The sequence below is a fragment of the Janthinobacterium sp. BJB301 genome (genome assembly GCF_002735685.1).
Taxonomy (GTDB): domain Bacteria; phylum Pseudomonadota; class Gammaproteobacteria; order Burkholderiales; family Burkholderiaceae_D; genus Janthinobacterium; species Janthinobacterium lividum.
Window position 1 is genome coordinate 2,206,323 of record NZ_PDZJ01000001.1, and the last position, 25,499, is coordinate 2,231,821.

22 protein-coding genes are annotated in these 25,499 nt (G+C 62.5%); 14 read left to right on the plus strand and 8 right to left on the minus strand.

Features of this window, described 5'->3' with window-relative positions; genetic code table 11:
• Positions 1-24: 24 nt before the first annotated feature.
• Together glpD and glpK are read left to right on the plus strand one after the other, a co-directional pair.
• Positions 25-1,584, plus strand: coding sequence for a glycerol-3-phosphate dehydrogenase (glpD, locus tag CSQ91_RS09685; RefSeq protein ID WP_099388111.1), 1,560 nt, complete (start codon positions 25-27; stop codon positions 1,582-1,584).
• Entirely contained in the window at positions 1,581-3,071 is a 1,491-nt protein-coding gene (gene glpK, locus CSQ91_RS09690) for a glycerol kinase GlpK (protein ID WP_099388112.1), read from the plus strand. The genes glpD and glpK overlap by 4 nt, the downstream gene beginning before the upstream one ends.
• A 71-nt stretch (positions 3,072-3,142) precedes the next feature.
• Here glpK and CSQ91_RS29185 read toward each other — a convergent pair whose 3' ends face one another.
• From CSQ91_RS29185 to alaC, 3 genes are all read right to left on the minus strand, one after another.
• Complete coding sequence (locus CSQ91_RS29185; RefSeq protein ID WP_257217274.1) at positions 3,143-3,271, minus strand: hypothetical protein; 129 nt, start codon at positions 3,269-3,271, stop codon at positions 3,143-3,145.
• A gap of 34 nt (positions 3,272-3,305) precedes the next feature.
• Positions 3,306-3,737: a hypothetical protein gene (locus CSQ91_RS09695; protein ID WP_099388113.1), complete on the minus strand. Its 432-nt coding sequence runs from the start codon at positions 3,735-3,737 to the stop codon at positions 3,306-3,308.
• Positions 3,738-4,065: 328 nt separating this feature from the next.
• Positions 4,066-5,283, minus strand: a complete 1,218-nt coding sequence (gene alaC / locus CSQ91_RS09700; RefSeq protein ID WP_099388114.1) for an alanine transaminase — start codon at positions 5,281-5,283, stop codon at positions 4,066-4,068.
• 310 nt (positions 5,284-5,593) lie between these two features.
• Between alaC and CSQ91_RS09705 the strand changes: the two genes are divergently transcribed.
• Complete coding sequence (locus CSQ91_RS09705; RefSeq protein WP_373630440.1) at positions 5,594-6,277, plus strand: pentapeptide repeat-containing protein; 684 nt, start codon at positions 5,594-5,596, stop codon at positions 6,275-6,277.
• A 163-nt stretch (positions 6,278-6,440) separates the two neighbouring features.
• Here the strand turns inward: CSQ91_RS09705 and CSQ91_RS09710 are convergent, their stop codons facing one another.
• Positions 6,441-7,655, minus strand: coding sequence for an MFS transporter (locus CSQ91_RS09710; protein ID WP_099388116.1), 1,215 nt, complete (start codon positions 7,653-7,655; stop codon positions 6,441-6,443).
• A 114-nt stretch (positions 7,656-7,769) separates the two neighbouring features.
• On the opposite strand from CSQ91_RS09710, the gene CSQ91_RS09715 reads away from it, so the two are divergent.
• The gene (locus CSQ91_RS09715; protein ID WP_099388644.1) at positions 7,770-8,696 is read left to right on the plus strand and encodes a LysR family transcriptional regulator; all 927 of its coding nucleotides are present in this window, start codon (positions 7,770-7,772) and stop codon (positions 8,694-8,696) included.
• 201 nt (positions 8,697-8,897) lie between these two features.
• On the opposite strand, the gene CSQ91_RS09720 is transcribed toward CSQ91_RS09715, so the two are convergent.
• Complete coding sequence (locus tag CSQ91_RS09720) at positions 8,898-11,165, minus strand: carboxy terminal-processing peptidase (protein ID WP_099388117.1); 2,268 nt, start codon at positions 11,163-11,165, stop codon at positions 8,898-8,900.
• A gap of 520 nt (positions 11,166-11,685) precedes the next feature.
• On the opposite strand from CSQ91_RS09720, the gene CSQ91_RS09725 reads away from it, so the two are divergent.
• Positions 11,686-13,656 (plus strand): methyl-accepting chemotaxis protein, encoded by a 1,971-nt coding sequence (locus tag CSQ91_RS09725; protein WP_180278387.1) that lies wholly within the window; start codon positions 11,686-11,688, stop codon positions 13,654-13,656.
• Positions 13,657-13,705: 49 nt separating this feature from the next.
• A complete protein-coding gene (locus CSQ91_RS09730) occupies positions 13,706-13,978 on the plus strand; it encodes a putative signal transducing protein (RefSeq protein WP_034778595.1) in 273 nt (90 codons plus the stop codon).
• A gap of 1 nt (position 13,979) precedes the next feature.
• Here CSQ91_RS09730 and CSQ91_RS09735 read toward each other — a convergent pair whose 3' ends face one another.
• Entirely contained in the window at positions 13,980-14,528 is a 549-nt protein-coding gene (locus CSQ91_RS09735; RefSeq protein WP_034778598.1) for a thymidine kinase, read from the minus strand.
• A gap of 304 nt (positions 14,529-14,832) precedes the next feature.
• On the opposite strand from CSQ91_RS09735, the gene CSQ91_RS09740 reads away from it, so the two are divergent.
• Positions 14,833-16,224, plus strand: a complete 1,392-nt coding sequence (locus CSQ91_RS09740) for a pyridoxal-phosphate dependent enzyme (RefSeq protein ID WP_373630441.1) — start codon at positions 14,833-14,835, stop codon at positions 16,222-16,224.
• Complete coding sequence (locus CSQ91_RS09745; protein ID WP_070281950.1) at positions 16,221-17,402, plus strand: trans-sulfuration enzyme family protein; 1,182 nt, start codon at positions 16,221-16,223, stop codon at positions 17,400-17,402. The genes CSQ91_RS09740 and CSQ91_RS09745 overlap by 4 nt, the downstream gene beginning before the upstream one ends.
• 83 nt (positions 17,403-17,485) lie before the next feature.
• On the opposite strand, the gene CSQ91_RS09750 is transcribed toward CSQ91_RS09745, so the two are convergent.
• The gene (locus CSQ91_RS09750; RefSeq protein WP_099388119.1) at positions 17,486-19,684 is read right to left on the minus strand and encodes a penicillin acylase family protein; all 2,199 of its coding nucleotides are present in this window, start codon (positions 19,682-19,684) and stop codon (positions 17,486-17,488) included.
• Positions 19,685-19,710: 26 nt separating this feature from the next.
• Positions 19,711-20,550 carry a hypothetical protein gene (locus CSQ91_RS09755; protein WP_099388120.1) on the minus strand — a complete coding sequence of 280 codons (840 nt, stop codon included), beginning with the start codon at positions 20,548-20,550 and terminating at the stop codon, positions 19,711-19,713.
• Positions 20,551-20,777: 227 nt separating this feature from the next.
• Here CSQ91_RS09755 and CSQ91_RS09760 point away from each other — a divergent pair, with 227 nt between their 5' ends.
• The 6 genes from CSQ91_RS09760 to CSQ91_RS29360 all read left to right on the plus strand — a co-directional run bounded on the left by CSQ91_RS09760 (position 20,778) and on the right by CSQ91_RS29360 (position 25,320).
• Entirely contained in the window at positions 20,778-21,470 is a 693-nt protein-coding gene (locus CSQ91_RS09760; RefSeq protein ID WP_099388121.1) for a hypothetical protein, read from the plus strand.
• A gap of 36 nt (positions 21,471-21,506) precedes the next feature.
• Positions 21,507-21,953 (plus strand): DUF2939 domain-containing protein, encoded by a 447-nt coding sequence (locus tag CSQ91_RS09765; protein ID WP_034755159.1) that lies wholly within the window; start codon positions 21,507-21,509, stop codon positions 21,951-21,953.
• 125 nt (positions 21,954-22,078) lie between these two features.
• Positions 22,079-22,582 carry a DUF2939 domain-containing protein gene (locus CSQ91_RS09770; protein ID WP_180278388.1) on the plus strand — a complete coding sequence of 168 codons (504 nt, stop codon included), beginning with the start codon at positions 22,079-22,081 and terminating at the stop codon, positions 22,580-22,582.
• Positions 22,583-22,661: 79 nt separating this feature from the next.
• A complete protein-coding gene (locus tag CSQ91_RS09775; RefSeq protein ID WP_092605562.1) occupies positions 22,662-22,874 on the plus strand; it encodes a hypothetical protein in 213 nt (70 codons plus the stop codon).
• Positions 22,875-22,885: 11 nt separating this feature from the next.
• Positions 22,886-23,281, plus strand: a complete 396-nt coding sequence (locus CSQ91_RS09780; RefSeq protein ID WP_052139901.1) for a nuclear transport factor 2 family protein — start codon at positions 22,886-22,888, stop codon at positions 23,279-23,281.
• Between the two features lie 314 nt (positions 23,282-23,595).
• Positions 23,596-25,320 carry a methyl-accepting chemotaxis protein gene (locus CSQ91_RS29360; protein ID WP_099388123.1) on the plus strand — a complete coding sequence of 575 codons (1,725 nt, stop codon included), beginning with the start codon at positions 23,596-23,598 and terminating at the stop codon, positions 25,318-25,320.
• Positions 25,321-25,499: the final 179 nt, after the last annotated feature.

Consider the following 25,499-nt stretch of genomic DNA (forward strand, 5'->3'; position numbering starts at 1 on the left):
TTACTTTTACAAGACGAACCTTCCATGTCCGCTTCCCGCTTTTCCTCCCTGCCCGCCGACTGCGACCTGCTGGTCGTCGGCGGCGGCATCAATGGCGCCGGCATCGCGCGCGACGCGGCCGGCCGCGGCTTGCGCGTGGTGCTGTGCGAACAGCACGACCTGGCGCAGCACACCTCGTCCGCATCCACCAAGCTGATACACGGCGGCCTGCGCTACCTCGAATACTATGAATTCAAACTGGTGCGCAAGGCGCTGCAGGAACGCGAAGTGCTGCTGCGCGCCGCGCCCCACATCATGTGGCCGATGCGCTTCGTCATGCCGCACGACGCCGCCCAGCGCCCCGCCTGGATGATACGCGCCGGCCTGTTCCTGTACGACCACCTGGCCAAGCGGGCCTTCCTGCCCGCCTCGCAAGGCATCGCGCTGGACAAGCACGCGGCGGGCGCGCCGCTGAAGGCCGGCTACCGCAAGGGCTTCGTGTATTCCGACGGCTGGGTCGACGATGCGCGTCTGGTGGTGCTCAACGCGCTCGACGCGCAGGAGCACGGCGCGCACATCCTCACGCGCACGGCCTGCATCGATGCGCGCCGCGATGGCGGCACCTGGCACGCCACCCTGCAAGCCGAGGATGGCCAGCGCAAGAACTTGCGTGCGCGCGCCATCGTCAACGCGGCGGGACCGTGGACGGCGCAATTTGCCGGCGCGGCCGGCGGCGGCAAGACGCAGGGACTGCGCCTGATCAAGGGCAGCCATATCATCGTGCCGCGCCTGTTCGAGCATCCGAACGCCTATATCTTCCAGAACCCGGACCAGCGCATCATCTTCGCCATTCCCTACCAGGACGACTTTACCCTGATCGGTACCACGGACGAGGAATACAAGGGGGAAGTGAGCCAGGTGAAGATCAGCCAGGCGGAGATCGATTACCTGTGCCAGGCGGCGAACCGCTATTTCAAGCGCGAGATCGGCCCCGCCGACGTCGTGTGGACGTATTCGGGCGTGCGCCCCCTGCTCGACGACAGCGCGCAGAACGCGTCGGCCGTCACGCGCGACTACCTGCTGGAAGTGGCGCGCGGCGAAACGGCGACGGGCGCGCCCCTGCTCAATATCTGGGGCGGCAAGATCACCACCTACCGCAAGCTGGCCGAGGAAGCATTGGGCTTGCTGGCGCCCCTGCTGGAGAATGGCGCCCCGGCCTGGACGTCGCAAGCGCCCCTGCCCGGCGGCGACCTGCAGCAGGAGAATCGACTGGTGGACAGCCATGATTTCGACGCTTTCCTCGCCCGCTTCCAGCGCGATCACGCCTGGCTGCCGCCCGCGCTGGCGCGCCGCTATGCGCGCGCGTACGGCAGCCGCGCCACGCGCCTGCTGACGGGCGCCGCTTCGATGGCCGACCTGGGCGAGCAGCTGGCGCCAGGCCTGTATGAGGCCGAGGCGTGCTATCTGATCGAAGTGGAATGGGCCAGAAGCAGCGACGACATCCTGTGGCGGCGCAGTAAACTGGGTTTGCGCTGCGCGCCGGCCGACGTGGCGCGCCTGCAGCAGTGGCTGACGGTCCATCTGGCGCAAGAGGTGGCGGCATGACGTATTTGCTGGCCCTCGACCAGGGCACCTCCAGTTCGCGCAGCATGGTGTTCGATGAAACGGGCGCCATCGTCGCCGTGGCGCAGCGCGAGTTTCACCAGCTCTTCCCGCAACCGGGCTGGATCGAACACGACCCGATGGAGATCTGGCACAGCCAGCTGGCGACCTGCCGCGAAGTACTGGCCAAGACAGGCCTGAAGGCAGATGCCCTCGGCGCGCTGGGCATCACCAACCAGCGCGAGACGACGGTGGTGTGGGACCGCGCCACGGGCGAACCCGTCTACAACGCCATCGTCTGGCAAGACCGCCGCACGGAAGCGCTGTGCGAGGACTTGCGCGCGCGGGGCCTGGCCGGCGCCATCCACGCGAAAACGGGCCTGGTGCTCGACCCGTATTTTTCCGGCACCAAGCTGCGCTGGATACTCGACGCCGTGCCCGGTGCCCGCGCGCGGGCCATGCGCGGCGAACTGGCCTTCGGCACCATCGACACGTGGCTGGCATGGAAGATGACGGGCGGCCGCCTGCACGTGAGCGACGTCACCAACGCTTCGCGCACCATGCTGTGGAACCTGCATGAAGGCTGCTGGGATGCCCAGCTGCTCGACTGGCTGGGCATCCCAGCCAGCCTGCTGCCGTCCGTCCATCCATCGAGCCACGTGTATGGCGAAACGGATACGGAGGTGCTGGGCAGCCCCGTCATCATCGGCGGCATCGCCGGCGACCAGCAGGCGGCGCTGTTCGGCCAAACCTGTTTCACGCCGGGCATGGCCAAGAATACCTATGGCACGGGCTGCTTCTTGCTGCTCAACACGGGCGAGCAGTGCGCGCAATCGCAGCATGGCTTGATCAGCACGGCCGCCTGCCAGGTGGGCACGCAGCCCGCGTATGCGCTCGAAGGCAGCGTCTTCATCGGCGGCGCCGTGGTGCAGTGGCTGCGCGACGGCCTCGGCGCCATCGGCCACGCGGGCGAAGCGGAAGGCCTGGCCGCCTCCGTGCCCGATTCGGGCGGCGTGGTCTTCGTGCCCTCGTTTACAGGCCTGGGTGCGCCGTACTGGGTGCCATCGGCCAAGGGCGCCATCCTGGGCCTGAGCCGGGGCAGCACGGTGGGCCACATCGCCCGCGCGGCGCTCGAAGCGATCGCTTTCCAGAGCGCCGCCCTGCTGGATGCCATGACGCGCGACGCGCAAGCGCCCATCACCGAACTGCGCGTGGACGGCGGCGCCTGCGCCAACAACCTGCTGCTGCAATTCCAGGCCGACCTGCTGGGCATCCCCGTGGTACGCCCGCAAGTGATTGAAACGACCGCCCTGGGCGCGGCCTATCTGGCGGGCCTGGCCATCGGCCAATACCGTGGCGTGGAAGAGCTGGCGTCGCACTGGCGCGCCGACAGGACGTTTTTACCCACCATCGGCCGCGACCAGGCGGGCAGCCTGATGCAGCAATGGGAAGTGGCGGTGCGGCGGTTTGCGGGAAATGGGGAGGGATAGCGAGCACTTGCAGCCGCACGCATACCAACACGCTGCCTGCGGGCGGCGGCAGCACCTGATTAGCGGACAAATTAACGGGAAAGGAAGGTATTGAGTATCGACAAGGTGAGCAAAATCACTCCCGCGCTCGTGCCGACCGCCGCAACCAGGTTGCGGCTGCGCTCTTCATCTTGCAAGAATTGATGTACTAATTGTGCCATGATCGAAGTCCCTGTTTGCTTCAGGTTAGTCAGGTTAACCCTGTGTTGTCAAGTGGATGTCCGAGTATAGCCATCCGGCCGCGATGGTAAGTATCGCCGAGGCAAGCAACACGCGATAGTGGCGCAGCGTTTTCAAGCCACCGGTGAAACTACACTTTTTCGTCGGAAACACAGGTCCTGCCGCCGCAATCAGCGCATGAAAGACCAGCACGGCGACCACCAGCCAGAACGTATTCGTGCTCCACAATTGGGATACCACCTTGCCGGCGGCAGGATGCTGCAGTTCATACAGCCCGTTGACGCACATGCCCAGCCCCGCCCACGACAGTTGGCCATCCTTGATGGCAACCAGCGGATTGGCCCGCGCCTTTTCCGTCGTGGACAAGTCAAAAAGAAAGAAGGCACTCAAAAAGACGAGGGGCAATAACGTTGGAATAAACAAATTCACCAGATGCCAATCGTTCATGACGCTCCCATGGCTGCGTTTGACGCGACAATATATGCAACTTGGGATGGTGACAGCGACCAGCGCGGTGGACGATGACAAAAGTCATGCGATGGCGGTCTTGTGCAGCGTATTGCCGTTGCACCGTTCCCGGCGGTAAAAACCGGGAAGGCAATTGGGCAAAAAAAAAGCCCGCTGCGGGAGCGGGCTGAATCTATTTCCTTGGAGGAAGATAGAGGAGACAGATGAATGATGCCGCGTTGCAGCATATAAAACCACTTTATATTCGTGATGTCAGAAATACGCACCGGTGATATTAAGGGCAACGAAGAATTCCATGAGGAAACTTTTATGCTGCCGCTTCCGTTTTCCCGTCGCCAGAACGCAACATATTCTTGATGCCTCGCAACGCTTGCCGTACCCTCGCCTCGTTTTCGATCAGGGCGAAGCGCACGTATTCGTCGCCGTATTCGCCGAAGCCGATGCCGGGCGACACGCTGACCTTGGCTTTTTGCAGCAGCAGCTTGGCGAACTCCAGCGATCCCAGGTGGCGGTACGCTTGCGGGATATGCGCCCAGATATACATCGAGGCCTTCGGTTTTTCCACCATCCAGCCCGCCTCATGCAAGCCTTTCACCAGCACGTCGCGGCGGCGCTGGTACTGGGCGCAGATTTCCGTCACGCAGCTCTGGTCGCCTTCCAGCGCGGCGATGGCCGCCACCTGCACGGGCGTGAAACTGCCATAGTCGTGGTAGCTCTTGATGCGCGCCAGAGCCGCCACCAGTTCCGCATTGCCCACCATGAAACCGATGCGCCAGCCCGCCATGTTGTAGCTTTTCGACATGGTGAAAAATTCCACGGCTACGTCGCGCGCGCCGGGCACCTGCATGATGGACGGCGCCCTCCAGCCATCGAAGGTGATGTCGGCATACGCCAGGTCATGCACCACCAGAATATTGTGCTGTTTCGCCAGCGCGACGACCCGTTCAAAGAATTCCAGCTCCACGCATTGCGCGGTCGGGTTGGACGGGAAGCCCAGCACCATCATCTTCGGCTTCGGGTAGCTTTCGCGGATCGCCCGTTCCAGCTCGGCAAAAAAATCCACGCCCGGCCCCATGCGCACGGAGCGGATGTCGGCACCAGCGATGACGGCGCCCCAGATGTGGATCGGATAGCTGGGATTGGGCACCAGCACCGTGTCGCCACGGTCGAGCGTCGCCAGCATCAGGTGCGCCAGGCCCTCTTTCGAGCCGATGGTGACGATGGCTTCGCTGTCCGGGTCGATGTCGACCTCGTAGCGCTTCTTGTACCAGTGTGCAATGGCGCGGCGCAAACGGGGAATACCTTTTGATGCGGAATAGCCGTGCGTGTCGGGGCGTTTCACCGTCTCGACCAGCTTGTCCACGATGTGGGCCGGCGTGGCGCCATCGGGATTGCCCATCGACATGTCGATGATGTCCTCGCCACGGCGGCGCGCGGCCATCTTGAGTTCGGCGGTGATATTGAAAACGTAGGGGGGAAGGCGATTGATGCGCGAAAAGCTGCGCGGAGCTTGGCTGTCGGTCATGGTTATCTCTGTACGTAAGCGCCCGGATCCGTCCGAGCGACGTTGGCGCAGTGGCTGCGCCTGAGAAGATACTAACCCGGCCTTGCGCAAACTGGCAAGGGCGATTCGGACAGGCTACAATACGCGCTGATCGAAAATGAGCGCACCGGTTGGTAACCCGGTAAGTGCCTGGCCCCGTCCAGCATGCTCCCGCCCTCGCGGACCCACGGCGCTGACCCTTGGCTGTTACACCAGCCGGGGAGGTGTTCTGGTTCGTGCATTTTCCCGCCGCGCCATCCCTCCCCTGCTTTCTATTTTAGGAATGAGACGGATGGCAACACACGACACCGCAGTAACTGGCATGACCCTGGACCGCACCGGCATCGAGCAGCAGCTGGCCCTGCCCGTGCGCCACTTCATCGATTGCGCGTTCGACGGCGAAGACTTGTCGCGCCTCGATTTGCAGGGCTGCACCTTCGAGCGCTGCACCTTTGCCGACACCAATATGTTCGCCAGCAAGCTGGCGCGCAGCACGTGGCGCCGCTGCCGCGCGGGCAGCGCCGATTTCGAATCCGTCGATGCCGTCGACGCCAGCTTCGAAGGCTGCGACCTGAACAACACAAAATGGCGGCGCGCCAAGCTGGCCTCGGCCACCTACCGCGGCTGCAAGCTGACGGGCGCCTCGTTCGAGGAAGTGGCCCACCTGGGCCTCACCTTCGAAGACAGCCTGCTGGTGGGCGCCGATTTGCGCGGCTTTTCGTTCCGCAAGGCGATACTCAAACAGCTGGACTTTTCCGACGCCTACCTGGCCGGCTGCGATTTCCGCGACGCCGTCTTCGAAGGCGGCAGCCTGCGCAACGCCACGATCAAACTGGCGAAGTTCCAGGGCGCGGACCTGCGCGGCGCCGATATCGACGGTTTCAAATTGAGCGAAGCGGCGCTGCTGAAGGGCGCCGTCATCACGCATGCGCAGGCGGCCAACTTCATGCGGGCGCTCGATCTGGTGGTGATTTAATCTGAACAGGCAAAAAAAAGCCCGCTGCGGGAGCGGGCTGAATCTATTTCCTTGGAGGAGATAGAGGAGACAAGTGCATCTTGCGGCATCGCGGCATATCACGCCACTTTATCTTCATGATGATAGAAATAGCCGTCAGTGATAATGAGCGGACATCAGGGTTTCACGCCGTGCGGCGCGTGGCTTGCGGTAAAAATTCTCCCAGCCACACCAGCAGGGCCAGGCCCGGAAACGCCATGCCTGTCAGCAAGGTCGCTTGCCAGCCATAGCTGGCGTACACCCAGGCACCGATGGCCGAGCCGGCCGCGCCGCCGGCAAAGAACAGGGCGAAATACAGGCCGTTCAGGCGGCCCCGCACTTCCGCGCCCAGGCTGAAGATGGCGCGCTGTCCCAGCACCAGGTTGGCCGCCACGCCCATGTCGAGCACGATGGAAGCGACGACCAGCAGCCCCAGCGCCACATGTTTTGACTCCGGCGCCAGCATCGGCAAGGCAAAGGCGACGATGCCCAGCGCCAGCGCAGCGGCCGTGGCTGGCAAGGTGTGCCCCGCATCGGCCAGACGGCCGGCGATGGGCGAAGCAACGGCGCCAGCCATGCCCACCAGGGCAAAGATGGCGATACCCGTTTGCGACAGGCCGAACGCGGGGCTGGACAGCACCAGCGGCGTGACCGTCCAGAACAGGCTGAAGGCGCCAAACAGGCCAGCGTGATAGGCGGCGCGGCGGCGCAGCACGGGCGTGCCCAGCAGCAAATGCCACAGCGAAGCCATCAAGGCCGGATATTTCATGCTCGACACGGGCTGGCGCACGGGCAAGGCGCGGCGCAGCACGAGCGCCAGCAGCACCATCAGCACGGCGGCGCCGCCAAACACCACGTGCCAGCTCGCATGGGCCGCCACCAGCGATGCCACGGGACGGGCCAGCATAATGCCCAGCAACAAGCCGCTGACCACCTTGCCCACCGTCTGCCCACGCGTCGCTTCCTGCGACAGGTGGGCGGCAAACGGCACGATCACTTGCGCCGCCACGGAACCGAGGCCGATGGCCAGCGCGGCAGCGAGAAACACGATGGCGCCCGTGGAAAGGGCCGCCACCACCAGGGCCGTGGCCGTCACCAGCAGGGCAGTGATGATCAGGCGGCGGTTTTCCAGCAAGTCGCCCAGGGGCACGACAAACAGCAGGCCCAGGGTATAGCCGACCTGCGTCAGGGTGACGATCAGCCCGGCCGCCTTGGCCGACAGGCCCGTCGAAGCGCTGATCGGCCCGACGAGGGTTTGTGCGTAATACAGATTGGCGACGATCAGGCCAGAAGCGATGGCCAGCAGCAGCACCATGGCGGGCGCAATGTCGTGGGGAGCAGAAGGTGAGGCCTTGTTCATGTTGTTTCCTCGGTTCGATAGGGATGTCGCTATTCTAGGCAAAGCCGGGGCAAAGATAATTAGGGCATAATCGCCCTACACTTTTCACATAAAATGAACAATGAAAGCTATCCCATGGACAAGATCAAGGCCATGCAGACCTTCGTGCGCATCGTCGAGGCCAACAGCTTTTCCAAGGCGGCCGAAACCTTGAATTTGCCGCGCGCCGCGCTGACAGCCACCCTGCAAAAGCTGGAAGCCTACCTGGGCACGCAACTGCTGCAGCGCACCACGCGCCGTTTGTCCCTCACGCCGGAAGGTGCCGAGTACTTTCACCATTGCCTCGATATCCTGAAAGCCGTCGACACGGCGGAACTGGCCTTCCGTGGCCCTGACGCGAAAAAACCGCGCGGTTTGCTGCGCATCAACCTGCCCAACACGGTGGGCCGGCGCCTGATCATTCCCCATATCGCGCAATTCCACGCCGCCTGGCCAGACGTGCAATTGCAGCTGAGCCTGACAGACCGCCTGGTCGACCTGACGCAGGAAGGCATCGATTGCGCCTTGCGCGTGGGCACCTTGCAAGATTCCGCCTTCATCGGCAAGCAGGTCGGCCTGATGCGCTTCGTCACCTGCGCGTCCCCTGCTTACCTGGCGCGGCACGGCACGCCGCACACCCTGGCCGACCTGGCCGCGCACCGGGGCATCATGCATTACTCGGGCCGTACGGGGCGCGCCTTCGATTGGGATTTTCTTCAAGGCAAGGAGGTCGTGCGCGTACAGATGGCCGGCCCCATCGCCGTCAACGACGCGGACGCCAGCGTCGATTGCGCGCTGCAAGGGTTGGGTCTGGCGCAGGCGGCCGTGTACCAGGTGCGCGCGCACCTCGACAGCGGCGCCCTGGTGGCCGTGCTGCCCGGCTGTTCGCCGACGCCGATGCCCATGTCCCTGCTGACGCCGCAAGGCCGATTGGCCACGCCCAAGCTGCAGGCGTTTGCCGGCTGGATAACGGCCCTGCTGGCTGCCCAGCCCGACGTGCAACTGCCCACGCACAAAATCTGAGGCAAAAAAAAAGCCCGCTACAAAGAGCGGGCTGAATCTATTTTCTTGGAGGAGAATAGAGGAGACAAGTGAATTATGCTGCATCGCGGCATATCAATCCAATTGATTGTTGGAATGATAGAAATACACCAGGCAGATAACTGACAGGGGCGAAAAAAAACCGGCTCCGCAAGGAACCGGTTTTTTACTGCGTGAAAAGCCTTACTTTGCCGCCGTCACCGGCGTTGCCTTGGTGTCCGCGCCATACGGCAAGACCTTGGAGGCCAGGCGGGTATCGGCCTTGATCAGCGCCACTTCGTCGGCCAGGATACGCGCCGCTTCGTTGAGCAGCACGTCCTTGGCGCTCTTCGCGGCCGTTTCAGCGTCCAGTTCCGCGCTCAGGGCCCGCTCGTCGCCCTGCAAGCCGTCGTCGGTGCGCAAGGCGCCCTTCACGGCGGCAATCTGCTTGGCCGTCTTGTTGGCCGCTTTCGCGCCCTTCAGCACGTCTTTCGGATCGGGAATGACCACCAGGTCGTCGGCAGGATTCGAAATCTGCGCGATCAGGCGTTTTTCACGGGCCTTGGCGCGCGCTTCCTGGGCATCGCGCTCCTTGCGGCGCACGGTTTCATTGAGCGAAATCTGGTTTTCCTTGCGCTGCTTGACGACGAGGGCGATATCATCGAGCAAATACTGGAAATCCTTGTCCTTGGCCACGCGCGCATCATGCTTCTTGTCCAGCAGCGGCACGATGTCCTTCAGGTCGCCCGTCGGCATGTAGGGCGCCGGCTTGATGGCCACCCATGGCAGGGCATTGTCATAGCTCGATTCGCCGAAGTTTTCCGCGTCCGACATGGCTGGCAGCTTGATGTCAGGCGTGACGCCGCGCAACTGCGTGGTGCCGCCATTGATGCGGAAGAATTGGGCGATGGTCATTTTCAGCTCGCCGAAACGGGCTTTCTCGCTGCCGCCAAAACGGTCGAGGTTGAACAGGGTCTGCACCGTGCCCTTGCCGAAGCTGCCTTCGCCGATGATCACGCCACGGCCGTAGTCCTGCACGGCGGCGGCGAAAATCTCGGAGGCCGATGCCGAGCCGCGGTTGATCAGCACGCCCATCGGACCATCCCAGGCCAGGCCGGCGCTGGTATCGCTTTCCACTTCGACCTTGCCTTCGGCATTGCGCTGCATCACGACAGGGCCCTTGTCGATGAACAGGCCCGTCAGTTCGACGGCTTCATTCAGCGATCCGCCGCCATTGTTGCGCAAGTCGATCAGGACGTTGTCGACCTTGTCTTTCTTCAACTCGGCCAGCAAGCGGCTGACGTCGCGCGTGGCGCTTTTGAAGTCCTTGTCGCCACGGCGGCGCGCTTCGAAGTCCTGGTAGAACGTCGGCAGGGAAATGACGCCGATGCGGCGCTTGACGCCGTTCTCGCGCACTTCGATGATCGATTTCTTCGCCGCCTGCTCTTCCATGCTGATTTTCTTGCGCACCAGCGGCAAGACCACGTGCTTGGCGTCCGGGCCGGCGTCGGCCGGCAGGATGTCGAGGCGCACCACGGAATCCTTGGCGCCGCGGATCAGTTGCACCACGTCGTCGATGCGCATGCCCAGCACTTCGGTAATGGGGCCGCTTTCGCCCTGCCCCACGCCGACGATGCGGTCGCCCACTTTCAGCTTGCCCGACAAGCCGGCCGGGCTGCCCGGCACGACTTCGCGCACCACCGTGTACTCATCGCGCGTCTGCAGCACGGCGCCGATGCCTTCGAGCGACAGCCGCATGGCGATGTCGAAATTGTCCGAAGCGCGCGGACCGAGGTAATTGGTATGCGGTTCGATCGACATGGCGTAGGAGTTCATAAAGATCTGGAACACGTCTTCGCTGTTGAGCTTGCGCGCACGGGTCGTGTAGCTCTCATAGCGCTTGTCCAGCGTCTCGCGGATGGCCTTGTCTTCCTTGCCCGCCAGTTTCAGGCGCAGCCAGTCGTTCTTGACGCGCCTGCGCCACAGGTCCCGCACTTCCTCGTCGTTCTTCGGCCAGGCGGCCTTTTCGCGGTCGAGCTGGTAGCTCTCATCGGCCGTAAAGTCGAACTTGGTTTTCAGCAATTCACGCGCATACGCCATGCGCTCGTCGAAACGCTGCTGGTACAGGTTATAGATGGCAAACGGCGCCGTCAGGTCTTCATTGATGATGGCGTCATCGAGCTTGGTGCGCAAGGGCGCGAAACGGTCGATGTCGGCTTGCACGAAAAACAGCTTTTCCGCGTCCAGGGACTTGAAATAGCGGTCGAAGATCTTCTCCGACATGGCGTCGTCGAGCGGCATGGCCTTGTAATGGACGCGCGTCAATACGCGCGATGCCCACAAGGCGGCCTGCGTTTGCTGGGCCAGCGGCTTCATGGGTAGCGGAGGAGCGGCGCTCTTGTCCGTCTGGGCTGCGCCAGCGTGGGCCGACAGGGCAAGCACCAGGGTGACCAGCATCATTTGCTTCTTCATCGGCTTCTCCGAAAATTAGTTGAATCAATTCCAGGCGGCGCAGCCATGCATGCGCCAGCCAGCAAGACAGTAAGGGGAATACACGACTGGTCTGCATATTATTCTACAGGATACGGCCTGGCAGTCTCCCATGGAATATCAGTTTCTTCCTGGAAGCTTAAACGCGAATTAAAGGCAGCGTCTCGTTCATTACAAAGTGAAACATTCGTGAGAAAAATTACATCGCCCCTCGGCACCAAAGATCAAATGCATCACTTAAATCGAAAAAGTCAATAGGCCGTTTTTATAATCCTTGATACGGATGATGTTTTTACGCGAAAAATTGATTCCTGCGGGAAACACTTAGTAACAAAACGCAAGCAACATGCTATCATCGCGCCCTGAAATCCAGCTTGCCTGTGCGCGGCTCCCAACGCCGGCGCGCCTCAGTTTCAACAGTATTCCCCACCAGATCCCCTCCCCGCGTGTCATGTCATGACCAGGAATGGCCGAGCTGATTACCCTTTGCCAGACTCACACTATGCCTACAAAATCATTCTCCCCCCGCCACTGGAGTGTCGGCGGCAAGATCACCATTTTTACCTTTGCCCTGGTCAGCCTGATCCTCGCCAGCCTGACGACCTTGATCAGCATCCGCACCTCGGCTGCGCTGGAACAGCGCGCCGAAGCGGCCGTCACCAGCGAACTCAATAGCGTCATGACAACCACGGAAGTGTTTCACACGGCCATGGTCAACGAAGCGGCCAGCTTCGCGCGCCTGTTCGCTGCCGAATTTCCCGGCCCGTTCACGGTCGACACGGGTGCGATGGTGGCCGTGGCCGGCAAAGCCACACCCGCCCTGGCCAACGGCGGCAAGGTGCTCAACCTCGACACGGCCGTGGTCGACCGCTACACGGCGCAGACGGGCGTGATCGCCACCATTTTTGCCGCCAATGGCGATGAATTCGTGCGCATCAGCACCTCGCTGAAAAAGCAGGATGGCGAACGGGCCATCGGCACGCAGCTCGACCACAACCACCCCAGCTATGCGCCGCTGCGCGCCGGCCAGCGCTTCGTTGGCATGGCCACCTTATTTGGCAAGCAATACATCACGCAATATGATCCCGTGCGCGATGCGGGCGGCAAGGTGGTCGGCGTGCTGTTCATCGGCCTGGACATCAGCAAGAATCTGGCCATGCTCAAAGAGAAGATTCGCCAGGTCAAGATCGGCCGGACGGGCTACATCTATATCGTCGACACGGCGCCCGGCGCCAATTACGGCCACCTGGTGCTGCACCCGAACAGCGAAGGCAAGAGCGCGCTCGAGTTCAAGGCCAGCGACGGCCGCCTGTTCATCCAGGAAATGCTGGCGCAAAAAGACGGCGCCATGCGCTACACGTGGACGGCGCCCGGCGAAACGGCTGCCCTCGCGCGCGAAAAGCAGCTGTTTTACCGTCAATTCAAGGATTGGCAATGGATCATCGCGGGCGGCACGTTCACGGACGAGATCACCCTGGAAGCGCGCCAGATGCGCAACCAGCTGGCCATTTCCGGCTTCGTCGCCCTGCTCGTCTTCGCCCTGCTGCTGTACTGGCTGGTGCGCACGCTCGTGTCGCGCCCGCTGGCCGCCGCCGAAACGGCCGCCGCGCAGATTGCCGCCGGCGACCTGACGGTGCACCTCGATACCAGCAGCCTGGACGAAATCGGCCGCCTGCTGCTCGCCATGAACCGCATCAGCGACAACTTGTCGCAAGTGGTCAGCAATGTGCGCGGCAGCGCCGGGCAGATCGCCACGGCATCCAGTGAAATCGCCAGCGGCAACCTGGACTTGTCGAGCCGCACGGAACAGCAAGCCAGTTCTCTGGAAGAAACAGCCGCGTCAATGGAAGAACTCAGTTCCACCGTGCGCCAGAACGTCGACCATGCCCAGCAGGCAAGCCGGCTCGCGCACGACTCCTCCAGCCTGGCGGCCGAAGGCGGCGCCGCCGTGGCGCAAGTGGCCAGCGCCATGGATGCCATCCGCAGTTCCTCGGGCAAGATCGCCGACATCATCGGCGTCATCGACGGCATCGCCTTCCAGACGAATATCCTGGCCTTGAACGCGGCCGTGGAAGCGGCGCGCGCCGGTGAGCAGGGACGCGGCTTTGCCGTCGTCGCCACCGAGGTGCGCACCCTGGCGCAGCGCTCGACGGCAGCGGCGAAAGATATCAAGGATTTGATCCAGGCATCCGCCAGCACGGTGGACCTGGGCCACGCGCAAGTGAGCCAGGCCAGCGCCACCATGGACACGGTGGTTGCCAGCGTGCAGCAAGTGAGCACCATCATGGCCGAAATCGCCCAGGCAAGCGAAGAGCAGCGCAGCGGCATCGAGCAAGTCAACCAGGCCATCGCCCAAATGGACCAGGTAACCCAGCAGAATGCGGCCCTGGTGGAAGAAGCGGCCGCGGCCGCCGACGCCTTGCAGGAGCAGGCGCAGGAGCTGAACCAGGTGGTAGGCGTGTTCAAGCTGTAAAAGCGGGTCCGGTGCTAAGATGGCGCATACCACCGCGCCAGGAGAGACCATGCACGACGACTACGTTTTAATTGCCCGGCTGATGATCCCCACGGATGCGCACGTCATCCGCGGCTGCCTGGCAGCGGCCGGCATCGACGTGCTGCTGACGGACGACCAGCACATGCAGGCCGACATGCTGCTGGCAGCCGCCATCGGCGGCGCCCGCGTGCTGGTGCGCGAACACGACGTGGCGCGCGCCAATGACATCCTCGCCGCCTTCGAGCGGGGCGATCTGGCGCTGGCGGACGATGCCGATGTAGGCACGCCCGTCGCCGAATAATTTACGAGTAGAAACAGCGCCCGCATGCCTGGCGGTAACTCTCGTTGCCGCCAATGCTGATCTGTTCGCCTTCCTTGATGCGGCGGCCCTGCTCATCCACGCGGATGTTCATCGTGGCCTTCTTGCCGCAAGTACAGATATTCTTCAATTCCTCGATATCGTCGGCCAGCGCCAGCAGATAGGCCGAGCCGGGGAACGGTTCGCCCTTGAAATCCGTGCGCAAGCCGTAGCAGATGACGGGCACGCCCTTCACTTGCGCCAGCTGGTGCAGCTGTTGCACCTGGGCCGTGCTGAGAAATTGCGCTTCATCCACCAGCAAACAGGCGACCTGGGGGATATCGTTGAGGAAATTCGTGTCGGCATGGAAGATATCGACCTGGCGCTGCGGGCCCAGGCGCGAAGTCACTCTACCCACGCCGTAGCGGCTGTCGATGGCGGCCGTGTACAGGCGTACCTGCTGGCCCTGCTCTTCATAGTTGTGCGCGACCTGCAACAAGGCCGTCGACTTGCCCGCGTTCATTGCGGAATACCGGAAATAAAGTTTTGCCACTGCCGCCTGCCCTGTTTGTCTGGTTTTCAGGATACTGTTTAGTTCCTTTTCGAGGCGTGATTATAAATCGCAATGGCGGGCTTGCGGCAGCTTAATAGTCGTGTCATTGGTGCGGCAAGCGGGAAAAAAACGGCGCATACTCGAAGCGCGCACGCTGTTGCCGCGCTGCAGCCGATATGCGCAAAGCGCATATGCAAGCATGCAAACATTCGTTCGCCGCACTCGTCCACCCGCCTACACTGCGCGGCACGGAAGGCGGCTCGGGACACAATCCCGGGCGGCTGTTTCTCTGACAGGAGCCACCATGAATGATCGAATGCCATCCCCACCCCAGCCGCCAGCGCTATACAAGCTGATCGGCAATACCCCGCTGGTCGAAGTGACCAGGCTCGACACGGGCCTGTGCCAGCTGTTCCTGAAACTGGAATCGCAAAATCCCGGCGGTTCCATCAAGGACCGCATCGGCCTGTCCATCATCGAAGCGGCCGAAGCCGACGGCCGCCTGCAGCCGGGCGGCACCATCGTCGAGGCAACGGCCGGCAACACGGGTATCGGCCTGGCGCTGGTCGGCCGCATCAAGGGCTACCGCGTGATTCTCGTCGTGCCCGACAAGATGTCGACGGAAAAAGTGCTGCACCTGAAAGCCCTGGGCGCGGAAGTGCACACCACGCGCTCGGACGTGGGCAAGGGCCATCCCGAGTACTACCAGGATTACGCGGCGCGCCTGGCGCGCGAACTGCCGGGCGCCTTCTTTGCCGACCAGTTCAACAATCCCGCCAATCCGCTGGCCCACGAAACGACGACGGCGCCCGAAATCTGGGAACAAAGCGGCCATGACGTGGACGCCATCGTCGTCGGCGTCGGTTCGTCCGGCACCCTGACGGGCCTGACGCGCTACTTCCGCAAGGCGCAGCCGAAGCTGGAATTCGTGCTGGCCGACCCGCAAGGCTCCATCCTCACTGAATACATCGACACGGGCAAGGTATCGGACACGAGCGGCTCGTGGGCCGTCGAAGGCATCGGCGAAGACTTCATCCCCTCGATCGCCGACATGGACAGCGTCACCAAGGCCTACACCATCAGCGACCAGGAAAGTTTTGATTCCGCGCGCGCCCTCTTGCGCGCCGAAGGCATCCTCGGCGGCTCGTCCACCGGCACGCTGCTGGCCGCCGCCCTCAAATACTGCCGTGAACAGACCACGCCGAAGCGCGTCGTCACCTTTGTCTGCGACACAGGAACGCGCTATCTATCCAAAGTCTATAACGATGGCTGGATGCGCGACCAGGGCTTGTTGCAGCGGGCCGTGTCGGGCGACTTGCGCGACCTGATCGGGCGCCGCTACGACGAGGGCGATGTCGTCAGCGTGGCGCCGGGCGACACTCTGCTGACGGCCTTCAACCGCATGCGTGCCAGCGACCTGGCCCAGCTGCCCGTCATCGATGGCGGCCAGCTGGTCGGCATACTCGACGAATCGGACTTGCTGCTGCACGTCTCGGGCGACGCCGCCCATTTCGCGGGTCTGGTGGGCGCCACCATGACGACGCAGATCGAAACCCTGGCGCCGTCCAGCGGCTTGCCCGCCCTGCGCGCCACCCTGGACCGGGGCTTGACGGCCGTCGTCGCCGACGATACTGCCTTCTATGGCCTGATCACCCGCTTCGACCTTCTCAACCACTTACGCAGGACACTATCTTGAGCCAGCACATTCCCCGCAAGAGCCGCCTCGCCACGCGCGTCATCCACGCCGGCCAGTCGCCCGACCCGTCGACGGGCGCCATCATGCCGCCCATTTACGCCACCTCCACCTTCGTGCAGGACAGCCCCGGCGTGCACAAGGGACTCGACTACGGCCGCTCGCACAACCCCACGCGCTGGGCGCTCGAGCGCTGCGTGGCCGACCTGGAAGGCGGCAGCGCGGCCTTCGCGTTTGCCTCGGGCCTGGCCGCCATCTCGTCCGTACTGGAATTGCTGGACGCGGGCAGCCATATCGTCGCTGGCGACGATATGTACGGCGGCACGTATCGATTGTTCGAGCGGGTGCGCCGCCGCTCGGCCGGCCATGAGTTCACGTATGTCGATTTGACGAATCCGGAAAACCTGCTGGCCGCGCTGCGCCCGGAAACGAAGATGGTATGGGTGGAGACGCCCACCAACCCGATGCTGAAACTGGCGGATTTGCGGGCGATTGCCGACATCTGCCGCGCACGGGGCATCATCGCCGTGGCGGACAACACCTTCGCCAGCCCGCTGGTGCAGCGCCCGCTGGAACACGGCTTCGACATCGTCGTGCACTCGACCACCAAGTATTTGAACGGCCATTCGGACATCATCGGCGGCATCGCCATCGTCGGCGCGGAAGAGCGCCAGGCGGAGTGGCGCGAGCAGCTGGGCTTTTTGCAAAACTCGGTGGGCGCGATTGCGGGGCCGTTCGACAGCTTCCTCGCCCTGCGCGGCGTGAAAACCCTGGCCATCCGCATGCAGCGCCATTGCGAAAGCGCCCTGGCGCTGGCGCAGTGGCTGGAGCAGCAAAAGGAAGTGCGCAAGGTGTTTTATCCGGGACTGGCCTCGCATCCGCAGCACGCGCTGGCGCAGCGCCAGATGGATGGTTTCGGCGGCATCATCTCGATCGACCTCAATACGGATCTGGCCGGCGCGCGGCGCTTCCTCGAACGCTGCGAGGTGTTCGCCCTGGCCGAAAGCCTGGGCGGCGTGGAAAGCCTGATCGAACACCCCGCCCTGATGACGCATGCCAGCATCCCGCCCGAACAGCGGGCAAAACTGGGCATAGGCGACGGCTTGATCCGCCTGTCGGTGGGCATCGAAGACATCGAAGACCTGCGGCATGACTTGCGCACGGCGCTCGACGCGATTTGATATTTCAGATCAACCCAGGACCAGTACCGTAGGTCGGATTAGCGAAGCGTAATCCGACACATTGTTGCCATGAACAGCAACGCTTACTCCCCCGGCCGGTACCTGCGCTCCAGGTGCCGGGCCACGTCTTCGGGATAAAACAGCACCTCCTTGAATTCGCCGCGCGCATACATGGCCGCCTGGTCCTGGAAGTGGGGCGACTTCGGGTCGCCGCTCTGGCCGCCGGCGAGGATGCTTTTCGCCTTGATGCGGGGGCCGAATTCCACGGCCGCGACAAAGCTGTTGCCACGCTCGCCGTAGATGCGTCGCGTCGTGTTCTTGCTGCTCTGCCCATATGCGGCCAGCGCGCCCCAGTTGCCCGACGCGTAAGGCACGGGCAGGCTGGCTTGCGCATCGTCGAACGGCTGCGCCACGTCGCCCGTCAGGCGCTGGTAGCGGTTGATCTCGCCCCACGGCGTTTGCCAGTTGCCGAAATCGCGCCGCAGCTTATCGGCGGCACTGGCCAGTGCGGCCAGCCGCTGCTGCGCCGTGACCTTGTCCGTCGCCATAAAGTCGACCACGGGCACGCCCTGCTCGCGCGCCTGCTTGCCTGCCAGCTCGGCCAGCTCCTGGCCCCAGAACACGGCCAGCGAGGTGGCGGTGGACGTCAGCGAATAGCGCCAGTCCCAGGCACGCAGCAAAGCCACCTTGTCCGCCAGCGCCAGCTTTTGCGGCGAATTCTCCGGTAGCGCATCGTACGCCGCGAACAACGGCGGCAGCAAAAATTCGAACGCCGTCAGTTCGCTGTCGTAGGAGGCGGCGATCAGGCTGTCCAGGGTAAAACCCGTCCTGTTCTGGAAAACCTTGACGGCATGCAGGCCGCGCGCGTTTTCGCCATACACGGACATGTAGGCGGGATAGTCGTGCTGGCGCGGGCTGTTGGCGCCGGCCGCCGAATACGGCCAGTTGTTCGTGTTCTGGATCCAGCCATTCTTCGGATTGAACAGGGTGATGGTTTGCGCCACCGTGTGCAGCCCTTGCCATTCCGTGGCGGGGTCGCTGCCATCGACGGGCTGCTTCCAGTTGAAGCGCGGGTCGCGCACGGGGATGAAATTGCCGTGAAAATAGGCGATATTGCCATCCGCATCCGCGTACACCGTGTTGTTCGACGCATTCGTGCGCAGCTCCATCGTCTTGTAGAACGCCGCATAATCGCGCGCCTTGGTGCGCGTGTACGACTGCATGAGCGCCCTCAACGGCTCGTTCATCAGGCGCACGGCCACCCATTTACCGTCCAGCGCGCGCACGATGGGGCCGTGGTGGCTGTAGTAGACGGTGATGGTTTTCGAGCCCATGCCGCCATCAGCCAGCCTATATGGCAAGGTGATGGGCACGGACTTCAAGGGACGCAGCCCGCCGTCATAGCGGTAGAACCATGCGCCATCCCGGTCGATGATGCTTTCCAGGTATTCGTCGATGACATCGCCGCCGCCCGAGGTATGCATCCAGCCGAGACGGTCGTTAAAACCCTGGTAGACAAAGAACTGGCCCCAGGTGACGGCGCCATACGCGTTCAAGCCTTCGCCGCTGGTGACCTGCACTTCGGGGCGGAAGTAGAACGAGGTGTGCGGATTGATCATCAGCAGCGCATGGCCGTTTTTCGTGATGGCGGGCGCGATGGCGAAGCCGTTCGAGCCGCTGGGTTCAGGATCCAACCCGGTCTCCACGCTGGCCAGCGCCACGGCGGCAGGCCTGGCTTGCTGGCCATAGAACGCTTCGAGCTGCGCCAGGTTGATCGATTCGATATCGCCGCCGATGCTGCCTTCGCTGAAGCTCAAGGCCATCCACGGCTCGAAATGCGCGATCAGCCGCGGTTTGACGTGCGGATGCGTGGCCAGGTAAAAATTCAGGCCATCGGCAAAGGCGTCCATCAGCTTGCGCAGCCACGGCGGGCTGGCGCGGTACTGCGCCTGCAAGTCGGCCGGATCGATGAAGAGCTTCATGCGCAGGTCGCGGTACAGCTCCCGCTCGCCCTCCACTTCCGCCAGGCGCCCCATGGCGTTGATGTAATTGAGTTCCACGCGGGGGAAATCGTCCTCGGCCTGCGCATACATCAGGCCAAAGACGGCATCCGCATCGCTCTTGCCCGTCACATGGGGCACGCCCCACGTGTCGCGCGCGATGCTGACATTGGCGGCCTGCGCCTGCCAGCGGGCCATGTCGGCACTGGATGCCGCCAGCACGGGAGAAACGGCAACGATGCCGCAGGCGATGGCGGCGAACAGGGTACGGCTATGCAGCATGCACTACTCCAGAATCAAGTCGGCAATCAGGATGCATCGATCAGCGCGGCGATGCGCTGGTTCAATTCGGTATTTTCCGCCTGCAGCTGCGCCACTTTCTGTTTCAGGCTGGCGATCTCGCCGCGCAGGCGTTCCGCTTCGGACGGCGCCTGCGCCGCGTTTTCCGCCCACGGCTCGTTGCCCGTTTCCGGCGTGTCCTGTGACACGTGGGGTGCCTTCGGCTCGCGCGGCGTGCGCGTGGCGGCGCGCTGTTCGCGGATTTCCTTGGCCGCCTGGCGTAATAATTTCTTGCCGCCGGCGACGGCCGCCACCTGTTCTTCCGGCGGCAGGGACGCCACGGTGGCCGCCGCATTGATGGAGATCGTGCCCGAGCGGACGGCTTCCACCAGTTCCGGCGAAGCGGCCTTCTGGATCTTCTCGATCTGGCTGATCTGGTTGCTGCTCAAGCGGGCCGCCTTGGCCACCTCTTCGCGCGTGCTCATGGCCGGCTTCGGCGCGTTTTCGCCGTCCGGCGCATCCTGGGCGCTGACGGGAGCCGGGCTGCGCGCGGCGACGATTTCCTTCTTGCGCAGGGCTAGCACGCCGCGCTGGAAGTCCGACACGCTGCGGCGCGCCAGGTGATTGTCGATCATCCACAGCATGACGTCGTCGAGCGAGGTAAAGCTGGTGTTCTGGATGGTCTTGAATTCGATGCCATGCTGGCGGCAGATGGCGTAGCGGTTATGCCCGTCGATCAGCACGTCGTTCCACAGCACCAGCGCGTCGCGGCAGCCTTCGGCCAGCAGGCTGCGTTCGAGCGCCGCGTATTCGCTGGCGGTGAGCGGATCGATATACGACTGCAGCACCTGATTGATAGTGATATTCATGGTTGTCCTCAATATTGCGGCGCGATGGTCCGCGCCGGCACGAATGCTACACCATCCGCCATCCATAAAGCTGATCGAGGTCCGCCATCGCTTGTCACGGCGAGAAAAAGCGCATTTTTCCTTTCTTTCACAGGCAACTGAACTTATCATTTGGCAATATTTAGCTACCATTCCCCTTACTCGCGCCTGCTTGCGCATGAGCGCTCCGAAGACAAACAAGGAAATCAATGAAAAAGTTATGCCGCATCGCCATCGCTGCCCTGGTACTCAGCGGGTGCGCCACCATGGAGGTCCGCGAGACGACCCGCACGATGGAGCGCATCGGCCATGATCCGAAACTGAACATCGTTTCAAAGGTCACTGCTGGTGAAGCACTATTGTCCACCTTCCAGTACACAAGCAAAACGGGGTATCAGATTTACGACGGGCGCGCCGTGTCAATCGGCGGCGGACGTGTCGCCGTCATCGAGGGTGACTTCCTGTACCGCGCCGATGTCGAGGGGAAACCTGCTTACTGCACTGAACGGCAGGTATTCAACATGTTGCTACCCGGAATGAGCAAGAATGCCTGTTTTGCCGACCGCAACAATGATGGCCTGCTGGACCAAGTAATGATCGCAAGCGATCTGGCGTGGTGGCATGAAGATGTCAGCCCCGGCATCAAATTCGGCCCGGGAGTGGAAACAGCACCTATCGACAGGTCCATCAATTCGCAATTGCTATACCAGGGCTACAGCAATCAAACCTTGCGCATTGCCTACCGGGAGTATGCGGGCAACCTGGCACGGCCTTCGTTTTCGCAAGACTTATCGTTTGAGATCACCAGTTTTCCTGCAGAAATCACCTTCAGGAAAGTCAGGATCCAGGTACGCAGCGCAGGAAATCAGGGCCTGGAATACCAGATCCTTGGCGGCTATTGAATCTCACGGGCAAGCTGCGATCCAAGCAGATATAGTATGAAAAGAAAGTACGCCACCGCGATCATTTTTACCGTTGCCGCCATCGGCTTCACCTGGGTCAGCCCCTACATCGCCATGTACCGCATCAGCATCGCGGCGAAATCCGTGCGCCTGGAAACCCTGGCGCAGCAGGCCGACCTGCCCGCCGTGCGCGCCAGCGTGGCGCGCCAGTTGCGGGCGGCCGGCGAAACGGCCAACGAAGACGATTTCAAGGAAATGCTCGACACCATCGTCTCGCCGCCCGGCATTACGGTATTGATCCTGCACGGCAAGCAGGGGGCGGACGGCAAGCGCCACGACTTTGGCATGGCATACCGCTCGTGGAACGAAGTGGTGCTGCGGCGCAGCGGCGCCGGCCCCGCCGCCAGCCAATTTTTGCTGCGCCGCCATGGCATCTGGGACTGGAAACTGACGGACATCACCTTGCCGCCAGAATTACTCTGACGAAACTTGATCTAAAACAACACTTACCTAAACTACCATATTGATTTTGGGAAATATTATGTAGAATGCCAACACTTCAGGCGCACCGGGTCGCCAGGCATCCAAAAGATTGCACAATGAAAAGAATGATGCTTCTTGCTGTAGTGGCACTGGTCGCGCTGGCCGGCGTCTTCTATGGCAGCCCGTATTTCACCATGAACAAGATACGCGCGGCCACGATGGACGAGGATACCCAGGCCCTGGCCGCGCATATCGACCTGCCCCAGCTGCGCGGCAGCCTGGGGCAGCAACTGCATGCCCTGTTCTCGGCGCCGGAAGTGGCCGCCGACATCAGCCCCGACGTCATCGACCCTTTGCTCGATACCATGCTGATGCCCGAGGGCATCGTCGCCTTGATGAAGCTCAATGACCGCTATGAAAAACCGATCGCCAAGGTCAGCGATATCAGCGGCCGCAAGCGTACTACCAAACCCGACTACAAACTGCGCTACACCTCCTGGGATAGCGTCGTGGTGCAGCGCGCACACAGCAAAAGCCATATCGGCGAGCTGACCCTGGCGCGCGACGGCCTGTGGCACTGGAAGCTGGTGTCGGTGGCCCTGCCGAAAAACCTGCTGGCCGACGCGTAAGGCACCAGGCCCGCGTAGCGGCAAACCAGCGGCGGTGCGACACTGCTATCATCGGGTTTTGATTTCCAACGGAGGCAACATGTCAGACCTGGTACAACACGCCCTGACCCACGCGGGCAAACCGGCCACCACGCCGTGGGTGGTGACCCTGACCAGCGGTGAGAAACTCACCGGCCCCATTTCCCCGCTCAGTGACGGCTGCTATGCCATCGGCCTGGGACAAATCAAGTATTTTTCCAGCGACAAGGTCGCCTGCCTGAATGTATCGGGCGCCGGCGCGTTTCCCATCTGAAGACCTTGGCAATGGACCGCACGCGGGACAGTCCGCAAGGCAACGCACACCTGGCGGCGCAGTTGCAGGCGCTGGAAGCGGCGCTGCAAAGCCAGGCGGTGCGCGCTGACAGCGCCAGGCTGGCAGCTCTGCTGGCCGACGAGTTCGTCGAATTCGGCAGCTCGGGCAATCTCTGGACGCGCGCGGCGACCTTGGCAGATCTGCCTGCAGAAGATTTTTGCCTGCGCAGCATCAGCGATTTCCAGGCCCGCTTGCTGGCCGAAGATGTTGCCTTCGTTACCTACCGCTCGCAGCGGCACGCCAGCAGCGCCCTGCCCGCCAGCGCCAGCTTGCGCAGTTCGCTGTGGAAGTGGCGCGATGGCCGCTGGCAAATGGCGTTTCACCAGGGCACGCCAATTCCCGGCTGATCCGCCTCCCTTCGGACGCTTCTCCCATACCCGCTCCACAGGCGCGGGAACAAGCCGCGCATGTCGAAAAGTTGTTTTTTTGCTCCGTAAAATCTCATTGATTTACTGAATTTTTTATGTAAAAATGATTTTAATAAATAAAACAAATAAATTATTTAAATCGGTTTTCAAGTAACGCGATCCTCACACCACGAATCCGTGTTCTGGATAGAGAAGCACTGCGCAGGCCACGACCCGTTGCCAGGCAATCGCCTGCCCGCGTCCCGCGCAAGCCCCCTTTCTAATCGTCACCACGTATTTTTGGGAGAGACATCATGGATAAATTCACCGTACGCACCCAGCTCACTCTGGCTTTCGGCCTGCTGGTCTTTTTCCTCATCGGCATCTCGGTCTTGTCCGTGCGCAGTTTTTCCACCTTCAACACCGGCTTTGACCAGTATGTCAACGGCATCACGGCCCGCGCCAATACGGCGCACCGCGTGCGTGACGCGATCGACATGCGTGCCGTGGCGGCCAGGAACCTGGTACTCGTCACCAGGCCGGAAGACCTGGAAATCGAACGCAGGCAGGTCTTGCAGGCGCACGCCGATGTCGTCAAGAACATGCAGCAGCTGCTGCAGCTGGCACAGCAGCCGGAGGTATCGGACGAGGTGCGCGCCATCATCAACAAGATCGACAGCATCGAAAAACGCTATGCTCCCGTGGCCCTAGGCATCGTGGACCTGGCGCTGCAAAAGAAAACCGAACAAGCCATCGTCAAGATGAACGAGGAATGCCGCCCGCTGCTGGCCGCCCTCGTCGCCGCCAGCAATGAGTATTTCGCTCTGACGGACCAGCGCTCCGCTCTCATCCTGCAGGAAGACAACGAACGCTACATTCTCAACAGGAATATCCTGATCGGCGCCAGCTTGCTGTCCATCGTGCTGGCGGCCCTGGCGGGTTGGCTCATCACGCGTCACCTGCTCAAGGAGCTGGGCGCCGAACCGAAACAGCTGTGCGAAGCCGTCAGCCTGCTTGCCGCCGGCGACCTGACAGGAAAACTCAGCGTCGCTCCGAACGATAGCGTCAGCGTGCTGTCCGCGCTGCAGCGCATGCAGGTATCGCTGACTTCGGTTGTGTCCTCCGTCCGCCAGGATTCCGACACGGTAGCCCTTGCCGCCACGGAAATTTCCACCGGCAATAGCGACCTGTCGCTGCGCACGGAACAGCAAGCCAGCTCACTGGAAGAAACCGCTTCCTCGATGGAAGAACTCACCAGCACCGTGCGCAAGAATGCGGAAAATGCCCGCGAAGCCAATGTGCTGGCCACGACCGCATCGGACGTCGCCAGCAAGGGCGGCGCCGTGGTGGGGCAAGTGATGGGCACCATGGACCTGATCAGCGAATCGTCGCGCAAGATTGTCGACATCATCAGCGTCATTGACGGCATCGCCTTCCAGACCAATATCCTGGCCCTGAATGCCGCCGTGGAAGCGGCGCGTGCCGGTGAACAGGGCCGCGGCTTCGCCGTCGTGGCCACCGAAGTGCGCGGCCTGGCCCAGCGCAGCGCCAGCGCGGCCAAGGAAATCAAGACGCTGATCGACGATTCCGTGAGCCGCGTCGATGCGGGCGCCAGGCTGGCGGCGCAAGCGGGTACGACGATGTCCGAGGTGGTCGCCAGTGTCGCCCGCGTCAGCAACATCATCGCTGACATCACGATGGCCAGCCAGGAACAGACCACCGGCATCGAGCAGATCAATCAGGCGGTGGCCCAGATGGATAGCGTCACGCAACAAAACGCCTCGCTGGTGGAAGAAGCGGCGGCGGCAGCCGAATCCCTGCGCGACCAGGCCAGCCACCTGGTGCAGACGGTGAGCATCTTCAAGACGCACGACGGCCATGTGGCGGCGCCCACGCCAGCATCAGCGCGCGCCAGCCGCAAGCCGCTGCGCCTGGTCCCGGCCCCGGCCAGCAGCACCGTCAAGCGCCAGGCAGCGCCGGCAAAACACCGTGCGGCGCAAGCGGAAACCGTGACGAACGGCGATTGGGAAGAGTTTTAAGCGTTAAACCGATATGGGCATGCCGCCACGCGTGCCCCCGTGACGCGCGCAGGAGATAGCCGCCACCGGCACCATCCCCTGTCGCGCAGCAACAACACGCCCCTGCCGAAAAAATCCACGGCAGCTGTTGTATTTCCACTGTCCGGACATGGGCAGCACGGCAAAAACCATCCCTCTTT